1 protein-coding gene is annotated in these 2,279 nt (G+C 28.7%); it reads right to left on the bottom strand.

Annotation, left to right across the window (positions count from 1 at the left end):
- Positions 1 to 68: 68 nt before the first annotated feature.
- Positions 69 to 1,880 (bottom strand): HAD-IIIC family phosphatase, encoded by a 1,812-nt coding sequence (locus tag V7014_RS26190; protein WP_335511905.1) that lies wholly within the window; start codon positions 1,878 to 1,880, stop codon positions 69 to 71.
- Between the last annotated feature and the right edge of the window lie 399 nt (positions 1,881 to 2,279).

Raw genomic sequence — 2,279 nt, 5'->3', positions numbered from 1 at the left:
AAGTGAAGGTAAGTCCATTTTTTCCTATTAAATTTATCCCTACTTTTGTAGATTAATAAATTTTTTCTTCAAACCTTATTTAGCATTTTTTTGACGATTTGCTTGGAATAATCCACCATAAGTTTAAACCTTGATTCCTGTCCTATATCAATAATTGTTTTGGAATTAATTTTTTTTATAACATCTTTGGCCACATTATAATAAACTGGTTTGATAAAATGGTTAATATTATTGTAAAAACTACTTTGTTCTTTAATATAACTATTGAACTCAATCATCTCAACATTGGTATGTTCTTTCATAAACTCTCTTATTGCTTCATTCATCTCTTTATGAATTAAATGTCTTCCCTCATAAGCTGGATTTCTATTTTCCTCATACGGTGTTTCAGACCCGGTCATCAATACCAACAAACAATCGGGATTTAATTTCTCACGAATAATTCTTAAATTTTTAATTATCTGTTGAACTGGTATTCTACCAATAAAGTTGTATTTGTTAGAAAAATCACTTAGTATTTGAAGGTTAAATTTACAATTGGCAGTAAATATATCACCGTTTACATAACCTTCCCAATTGCTCTCTTCAGTTAGCGGATAATAGTACTCTCCAAATGCAATTAATTCGTCTGATTCTTTTCGTTGATAAAGTCCAAGATTTCCATCAGTTAACATACTTAAAAACACAATGTCATATTTTTCTTTGAACATTTTATCAGAAAACATATTTTCATCGGAAAATGGCAATTCATTAATTAAACTATCTTTTATGTCCTTATTTAATGTTATACCTTCAACAATTTGACTTGTATGATTATGTTGCTCTATTAGGACTCCTGTTTTCTGATTAACATAGGTAAACTCACAGTCTATTCTATTTGTTTCTTCAATATATGAAAAAATCTGTTCTAAATCACATGGCCCTTTAAACAATATTTTCACCTGACTCTGGTTATCCATCCCCATTTTATTGAAATTTATTCTTTTTATTCCTTGATTTATCCAAGTAGGTGTAAAATCATATTTCAAATCTGAAATAACTTGACCCGAAATTTCCAACTCAGGATAATTTAATTCAGAATAAACATATTGTTCGATGCCCATACCAAGAGTACGACATGAAAACATAAAATGTTCCAGCCTATTGTTTTTACAAGCAAAAAAGCCTACAATTCCGTAATCTCCAAATCTATCCATTACACTAACATAACCAAATTCAAAAGAATTATCGTTTAGCAACTCTATCAACTGAATTTTTCGAATTCTATTTTTCGTAAAATTTAATTGATTAGTGCGAATAATCAAGTCATAAATTCTGTCAACTTTATTTAGGCAATCCTTATGAATTTCAACTCTAATATCGCTTTTAAAAAGAAATTCCTCATTAGAAATCGCTTGTTGCTGCTCAGCATACTTAGTTTCAAGAAGTTTATATTGATTTAGCCTTCTGTTTTCTTTATCTTTTTTTTCAATTTCATTTACTATTTCATAAATCGAAACTAAATCCTCAGGCTTAGCTGTCATAAGATCACGATTGTAATACTTAGCTTCCTCAAGATTCAAGTGATTATCATCAATAAATAATACATTAGATGCACGTAGCTGCATTGCATTAATCTGATTTTGTATCCTTTGTCCTTTTGCACTCCAGTTAACAGATAAAAATACAAAATATTTTCGTATGCCCAATTCATTTAATTTTTTTTCTACTTGATCCATATCATTTTTAGAATTAATTGAATTAATAATCCCTATATCTGTGAGATTTTTTACAAGTTCTATATTCTCTTTTATGGGTGAAATCTCACCTTCACTCAAAGTTCCTTTCCAAAAGGTTTCATCTAAATCCCAAATTAACAATTTGATTCTATTTATGTCCATGTTATAACACATCCTTCCAAATAAAAAACTTCAGTAAATGACAAAACTCATAATAGCATTAACTTCAGTAACACTATAAGGCACTTTATCTGAAATTTACACAACATTTACTATCAATTATCACAAAAACTAGAGACACCAAAGATTAGATTATATCCTTTTTAATCTCCTACCTTTAATTATTTTTTATCTTTTTATACGATGCTCTAAAGTGTACTTTCTACTACTTTTCCTACCATTTCAACTTAACTTTTTCGATGGCACCCCTCCATCAGATATAGCAGTTCATGTACATCTTTTAGCATTACTGCATTACAGTAAGTGTCACCTTTCAAATATTTTAGACAGTTTTCCTTATCTATTTTTATAAATACTACCGAACATTATTCAGATTATTCA

This window comes from Bacillus sp. JJ722 (assembly GCF_036963345.1).
Lineage (GTDB): Bacteria > Bacillota > Bacilli > Bacillales > DSM-1321 > Bacillus_AD.
This window is presented reverse-complemented; position numbering and strand designations above follow the sequence as displayed.

Excerpts from the sequence above, each read along its gene's own strand:
- V7014_RS26190 (WP_335511905.1), bottom strand. The coding sequence starts at position 1,880 with ATGGACATAAATAGAATCAAATTGTTAATTTGGGATTTAGATGAAACC.